A 6,964-nucleotide genomic window follows, 5' to 3' on the forward strand; every position below is an offset into this window, starting at 1 on the left:
AGCTCAAGGCGGAGTATCTCAGCATGCCCGATCTCTATGGGCGCGCGCTCTCGAGTCTGGAACGCGCTCTGGCGCTTCGTCCCACCTTCGCTCAGGCCCATCGTGCCCGCGCCGTCGCCCTCCTCGCGGTGGGACGCGAGGACGAGGCGGTCGCGGCGGTCGAGCGCGCGCTCGCGCTGGATCCCTCGGCGGCATCCGGCTATCAGACGCTCGGCCGCATCCACTTCATCGGCCGCGGCGACTTCGCCCGAGCTGCCGAGTTCTTCGAGAAGGCGCTCCAATTGGACCCGCAGTCCGGCTGGGCCGCGCTCCAGCTCGCACACTGTACGGCGCTTCTCGGCGACACGACTCGGGCCGAGGCGGCGGCGTGGCGGGCCGTCGTCCTTCAGGAAGAGTTCCTGTCGGGGCGCGAGGGGCAGGTCATCGTCGGGGCCTACATGAGGCTCGGACAGGTCTTCGCGCTCCAGGGGCGTTACCAGGAAGCCGTTCACCAGTTCGAGAAGGAGCGCGACTTCCTTACCCGCATGAACCATGCGCTTCGTGGGCGCGTCTTCATCGAGCTCCATCAACGCATCGGAGAAGCGTACTTGCGCATGGGAGACGTCGCTTCCGGGCGCGCGGCCCTCGATCTGGCAACCGAGGCCTTCGAGCGCCGGGTGCGGACCGGTGCTGACGACCCTTTCACCCGCTACTACGGCGCCTGCGCTTACGCGCTGCGCGGCGACGTCGAGAACGCCCTCGAGTCCCTCGAGAAGGCAGTGGCCTCACGGCCGAGCCTCACCGTCGCCCGGGCCCGGGTCGAGCCGGCATTGGAGAGACTGCGAGACGAGGAGCGTTTCCGAGCCCTGGTTCAGGGGGAAAACCAGAAAGTAGAATAGACCCATGGGCTACACCCCCGCCTATCTCGAATGCCACGCCAGCGGCGAGCTCCGCCGTCGTGTCGAGCGCGGCCGGGAGATGCTGAAGTCCTGCCGCGTCTGTCCGCGCGACTGCGACGTCGACCGCCTCTCCGACCAGAGGGCGGTTTGCCGAACCGGTCGCTATGCGATCGTCGCGAGTCACTTTCCACACTTCGGGGAGGAGGACTGCCTGCGCGGCTTCCGAGGGTCGGGGACCATCTTCTTCGCCGACTGCAACCTCAAGTGCGTCTTCTGCCAGAACTACGACATCAGCCAGAAGCCGGCGGGCAAGGAAGTCCGCCCCCAAGAGCTCGCGGCGATGATGCTCGAGCTCCAGCGGGTGGGTTGCCACAACATCAACTTCGTCACTCCCGAGCACGTGGTGCCCCAGATCGTGGAGGCGCTTCCTTTCGCCATCGACGGCGGCCTGAGGCTGCCAATCGTCTACAATACGAGCGGATACGATTCGCTCGAGAGCCTTCGTCTCCTGGACGGCATCGTCGACATCTACATGCCGGATTTCAAATACTGGGATCCGGAAATGGCGAAGCGCTACTCGAAGGCGGACAACTACCCCGACGCCGTGCGCGAAGGGCTGAAGGAGATGCAGCGCCAGGTGGGCGATCTCGTCCTCGACGATCTCGGTCTAGCAAAACGCGGGCTCCTCGTTCGTCATCTGGTGATGCCCGGGGACGTCGCCGGGACCCGCGACGTCATGCGCTTCCTGGTACGTGAAATCTCTCCCGATGTTTATGTGAACTTGATGGACCAGTACTACCCCGCGTACAAGACAGAGCGCTACCCCGAGATCCACCGCCGGATCACTGAAGCGGAGTATCAGGTGGCCTACGAGACGGCCCTCGAAGAGGGAGTCCGAAGGCTCGATGCGCGGGCGCCGTTGAAGCACGCGCTGGCGTGACGTCGTTGGGCTTCTGTGCGCGCTTAGCGGCCGCCGAAGCTCGTCGCGCTCCGATCGATTTCGGGCGATATAGGGAGACATGATGACGTCGCTCTTCACGAAGGAGCATAGTGAGTCGATGGCCAAGGAATCGGTTGGGACGGGTCGACGGACCGGGAGGCGACGCAGGCGCGGCCGCACGCGGGCGGACGGTCCCGGGGCGAGAAAGCCACCCCGATCCGCGCGGCGAAGGGACGTTCCCTCTTCCCCGATCGATCGAGCGGCACACCGCCTCGGCATCGCTGTATTGAGGCCGCAGCAAACCCGCATCATCGAGCACGTCTTGAAACACAAGGATGCGCTCGCCGTCCTGCCAACGGGATTCGGGAAGTCGGCATGCTACCAGGTGCCGTCGATGCTCCTGAAGGCGCCCGTGGTGGTCGTATCTCCCCTGCTGGCCCTCCTCCAAGACCAGTACGAGAAGCTCATCGCCCGCAAGATCCCCACGGTGCGGCTCGATAGCACCGTTCGCGGCAAAGCTCGCCGAGAGGCGCTCGAACGGCTCAGCCGCGGTGGCTCGCTTCTCGTGATGACCACGCCGGAGACTCTAGCTTCGGATGAAATGAGTCGCGTCCTGACCAGGAGCGGCATCTCGCTGGTGGCCGTCGACGAAGCCCACGCCTCCTCGGAGTGGGGCCACGATTTCCGTCCCGCGTATCTCCGGCTCGGTGAAGTCCTCGGCCGTTACGGCGCGACCGCGACGCTGGGGCTCACGGCCACGGCAACCGAAGCGGTCCGGAAGGATCTCGTTCGCATCTTGAATCTGAAAGATCCGCTGATCGTCGCCGAGAGCCCCGATCGACCCAACCTGCGGTTCGACGTGATCCCCTGCAGCGGTGCCGCCCGTCTCCGAGCGCTGGGCCGTCTGGTGCTCCGCCTCGGACGACCCGGCATCATCTATTGCTCGACGACCCGGGACGTCGACGCCGTCTATGGAGCGCTCGCCACACTACGCATTCCGGTGCAGCGATACCACGGGAAGATGACCGGTAAGCAGCGGCGGGAACAGCAAGAGCTCTTCATGCGCCGCGGCCGTCGCGTGATCATGGTAGCGACGAGCGCTTTCGGGCTCGGCATCGACAAGCCGGACATTCGCTACATCATGCATTATCAGACACCCGCCTCGCTGGAACAGTATGTTCAGGAGGCGGGACGAGCGGGCCGTGACGGAAACGCGGCCCATTGTGTGCTTCTCTACGATCCTGAGGACCGGCAGATCCACGAGTTCCTGCTCTCGAGAAGCCGCATCCGTCCCGATCAGCTCCTCCGGCTCGCCTCCACGTTGACCTCGTGGATCGAGGAAGGCCGCGAGCCGAGCCTATCCGATTTGGCGGGGACGGCGGGCCTCGCGCGTCGCGTTGGCCAGGCGCTCGTCGCCGTGTTCGAGGACGCCGGGCTCGTCTCGTTGACGAGCGCGGGCATCGTGAAGCCGCTGGTATCCGCCGAGGCCCTCGAGCGCGACAGCCGGCTCCTCATCCAGCGGCTCACGCACCTCCGCGATCGCGACGCGCATCGGCTCGATTCGGTGGCGAACTACGCGACGACCGATCGCTGCCGCGCGCAGCTGCTGCGCGAGTACTTTGGGGTGCCCACAGGCCACGCCTGCGGTCGCTGCGACATCTGCCAGGGGGGCGCCAGACGCCCGGATTCTTTCTTCAAACCGCTACAACCCTTGAAGAAGACGCCGCGAGGCCGCAATAGGCGACGCGGACGCAAACGCCGCCGCGGGACCGCTCGCCCGCCGATCCAAGGCGTGCCACCGCGACTGGCTCCGGGTACTACTCGCGTCGGGTCAGTGCCGACGGACGAATAGCCGGTTCGTCAATCAGTTGATTTTCTCGCGATGGTTCGGCAGGATGGAGTCTGCCCCCCATTGTTGGCGGCGGTCCGGCCGTCCAAGAGTCACGAGAGTGAGCGAACACGTGTCTTTGCGAAGAAATCCGTCTGTGGTCGCGTTTTGTCTCTTCATCACCGCCCTCACCGGCGTCTATGGCTTCGTGGGTGACAAGACTTTCTGGGGCGACTGGCTTTCGATCGCGCCGTCGGCCATTTGGGCCTTGTTCCTTCTGCCCACCGTGGCCCTCCTCCGAAGTCGGATGGCGTTCCTGTTTCTCCTGGGATTTACGCTGGCTACGACCGACTGGCCTGGCCACGTGGGCGCAAGGGCTTCGTCCCCTTCGGACACGATTCGCGTCGTTTCGTGGAACATCGGAGCCGAAAACGCGGAGTGGGCGGATGCGGTACGATCCTTGAAGCCGGACATCGTGCTGGTTCAGGAAAGCTCCAAGCCCCTGTCCGTGTGGAAAGGGTTCGACTGGTATGGGACGCCGGATCCGGGAACGCTCACTCGCTTTCCCGCCGAAATCTTGCCGACGGAAAAAGTGGGTCCCTGGTCCGCGCCCCAGCTCCTTCTCGTCGACGTGCGGGGCAGAAAAATACTCGTCGCGAACGTCCACCTGATGCTTCCCGCCGCCGTCCTCCAGCTCGTCGACCCGCTCGAGGCGAACCCGCTCGAGAACTATCGGTTGCGGGTCGGACAATTCGATCGGCTCGCCTCGCTCATCCGGTCCACCGCCGAGACCACGGGCGCCCAAGGCATCATCCTCGCCGGCGACTTCAACACGCCCGCTCGGATGCCATCGCTCGACCCGCTTCGTGTCTTTCTCACCGACGCCTGGACCACCCGCGGTTCCGGCTGGAGTGCCACCATGCCGGCGTTTCTGCCCCTCGAGCGGATCGATCACATCTGGGTATCACCCGGCGTGGAGCCGATCACGGTCCGCGTGGTGCCGCTCGACGGCTCCGATCATCGCGCCGTCGTTGCCGATCTTCGTGTCGATTAGAGCAGGGTGACGAGAAAATCGGTCCACCTTGCGCGAGCGGAGCGAGCACGGCGCGCCTGCCGCGCCGTAAGCGGCCCGAGCCGTGGCGGCCGATCGACCACGGGTCCCGCCACGGCACTGAGCAGTTTATAAAGAGGAAGAACGTGATCACCCTGGGCCGCACACGAGCGCAAGGCATCGTGCTTCGTATCGCGCTCTACGGGGGAGCACTGATCGTCGGCGTTCCGCTGGCCTTTGCTTACGCGATGACGAGCACCCTCCGATCACCTATTTCCACGACGCCGACCGCGGGCTACGAGATCGTCTCCTTCGGCTCAGAGGGTCTCCGTCTTCGGGGCTGGCTCCGAAAAGGTGGTCACGACCAAGCGGCATTCGTGGTCGTCCACGGGCTCGGCGACACGCTCGAGAGCTATCTGGAGCACGCTCGGCCGCTCGTCGACCGGGGCCACACCGTTCTCCTCTTCGATCTTCGGGCTCACGGCGGAAGCGAGGGGTCCCGTACGACCTTGGGAGGTCGCGAAAGGAAGGACGTGCGCGCCGCCTTGCGGTACCTCCGGGAGGCCGAGCTCGGTGGCGCGGGCTTCGTTCTGATGGGCCACTCCATGGGCGCGGTCGCCGTTCTCCTGGCGGCGGCCGACGAGCGCGACGTCCGTGCCGTCATCGCGGAAGCGCCCTACGACACCTACCGCAACACCGTGACCCATCACGCCCGCATCTTCTTCGGCCTTCCGTCCTGGATGCCCTGGATCCCTCTTTCGATCGCATTCGCCGAGCTCATCGCCGGTTTCGACGCCGACGCCATCGACTGCGTCTCCGCGGCCGAACGCATTCACGCTCCCCTTCTCGCGATCGTCGACGGCGAAGATTCGCGCATGCCCGAGCCGGTCGTGCGGCGCATCTTCGACGCCCATTCCGGCCCTAAGGAGTTATGGATTGCCGCCGGTGTGGATCACGTCGGCGCGATCCTGAACCCCGATTGGAAGGAAAGAGTCATCGAGTTCTTGGACGACCACGGGCTCTGACCGCCGTGAATGCGCCCTTTCTCCGAGGGCGCTTCTACTCGTTCGCCGCGGCAACCCCCAGGGCTTTGAGGCGAGCCGCCACGTCGGCGCCCGCGGTTCCGGTTTTCACTTCCTTGTCGATGTAGAGGATTTTGCCGTCGCCGCCGATGTAGAACGTCCAGCGGTACGGGAGCTCGCGCTCCGCCGTCACCACGCCATAGGCCTTGGCCACGGATTTCTCTGGGTCGCTCAGGAGAGGATAGTCGAGCGAGAGCGACTGGGCGAACTCTTTGTTCGTCGCCGTCGTATCGCAGCTCGCGGCGAAGTAGGTGACATCGAACGACCGGATCTCGTCGCCGCTCTCACGGAGCGACTTGCATTCGGCCGTTCAGCCAGCGGTAAAGGCTTTGGGGAACCAGGCGAGCACGACCGTCTGTCCCTTCAGCTCCGACAGACGATGGGTTTTTCCATCCGTGCCCTCGAGTGCGAAGTCGGGAGCGGCATCTCCAACAGTGAGCTCGGCGGCCAGAAGGCCGCTAGCGAAGAGCAAAAGGCAAATCGTCCAAAGAGCGAATCTCTTCATCGAAATCTCCTTCTTCGAAGCCCAGAGACGACGGGAGTCTAGCCCGGCGCGTCGCCGGCGGCAAACCATCCGTGGTGACTTGGATCGCTCGGCCCCATCTCTCATACTTGGCACGATGAGCCCCGATACCACAGTCCTGGAGGACCGCGCGATCGGTTGCCTGCTCGGAGCCGCCGTCGGTGACGCCGCCGGCGGGACGCTCGAGTTTCTGCAAGGACCGCTAACTCCCGGGCAGGTCGACCACGCGATGAGAATGCCCGGAGGCGGTGTGCTCGGAGTCGCTCCCGGCCAGGTGACCGACGACATGGAGCTCACTTTGTGTTTGGCGGACGCACTGGCCGATTCCGACGCCTTCGATATCGAGGCGGTCGCGCGTTCCTACGCGCGATGGATCGACTCGTCGCCATTCGACATCGGGACGACGACTCGAGCCTCGCTCGGGTCCTTTCGAGATGCCGACTGGAGCGGCGTTTGCGATCGGGACGGCTATGCTTCGTGCATGAAGCAAGCGGCCGAGCTCCGGTGCTCCGGATCGAAGGCCAACGGGAGCCTCATGAGGAGCGCACCTCTCGGCATCTGGGGTCATAACCTGGTAGACGAAGCGCTTGCTCGTCTCGCCATCGAGGACTCGAGCCTGTCTCATCCGAACCCGAGCTGCTGCCAGGCGGTGGCCTGTTACG

7 protein-coding genes are annotated in these 6,964 nt (G+C 65.0%); 6 read left to right on the forward strand and 1 reads right to left on the reverse strand.

Going from position 1 to position 6,964, the window contains the following annotated elements; genetic code table 11:
• The 5 genes from VEK15_13315 to VEK15_13335 all read left to right on the forward strand — a co-directional run.
• Window positions 1-878: tetratricopeptide repeat protein (locus VEK15_13315; protein HXV61671.1), on the forward strand; the 878-nt coding region annotated here is incomplete at its 5' end.
• 4 nt (window positions 879-882) lie between these two features.
• Window positions 883-1,818 (forward strand): radical SAM protein, encoded by a 936-nt coding sequence (locus VEK15_13320; protein HXV61672.1) that lies wholly within the window; start codon window positions 883-885, stop codon window positions 1,816-1,818.
• A 79-nt stretch (window positions 1,819-1,897) separates the two neighbouring features.
• On the forward strand, window positions 1,898-3,670 hold the full coding sequence (locus tag VEK15_13325) for a RecQ family ATP-dependent DNA helicase (protein ID HXV61673.1): 1,773 nt from the start codon (window positions 1,898-1,900) through the stop codon (window positions 3,668-3,670).
• Window positions 3,671-3,803: 133 nt separating this feature from the next.
• On the forward strand, window positions 3,804-4,700 hold the full coding sequence (locus tag VEK15_13330) for an endonuclease/exonuclease/phosphatase family protein (protein ID HXV61674.1): 897 nt from the start codon (window positions 3,804-3,806) through the stop codon (window positions 4,698-4,700).
• 143 nt (window positions 4,701-4,843) lie between these two features.
• Window positions 4,844-5,722, forward strand: coding sequence for an alpha/beta fold hydrolase (locus VEK15_13335; protein ID HXV61675.1), 879 nt, complete (start codon window positions 4,844-4,846; stop codon window positions 5,720-5,722).
• Between the two features lie 34 nt (window positions 5,723-5,756).
• Here VEK15_13335 and VEK15_13340 read toward each other — a convergent pair whose 3' ends face one another.
• Window positions 5,757-6,389 carry a peroxiredoxin gene (locus VEK15_13340; protein HXV61676.1) on the reverse strand — a complete coding sequence of 211 codons (633 nt, stop codon included), beginning with the start codon at window positions 6,387-6,389 and terminating at the stop codon, window positions 5,757-5,759.
• Between the two features lie 10 nt (window positions 6,390-6,399).
• On the opposite strand from VEK15_13340, the gene VEK15_13345 reads away from it, so the two are divergent.
• A partial coding sequence (locus tag VEK15_13345) for an ADP-ribosylglycohydrolase family protein (protein HXV61677.1) occupies window positions 6,400-6,964 on the forward strand: 565 nt, incomplete at its 3' end.

It is taken from the genome of Vicinamibacteria bacterium (genome assembly GCA_035620555.1).
Classification (GTDB): Bacteria; Acidobacteriota; Vicinamibacteria; order Marinacidobacterales; family SMYC01; genus DASPGQ01.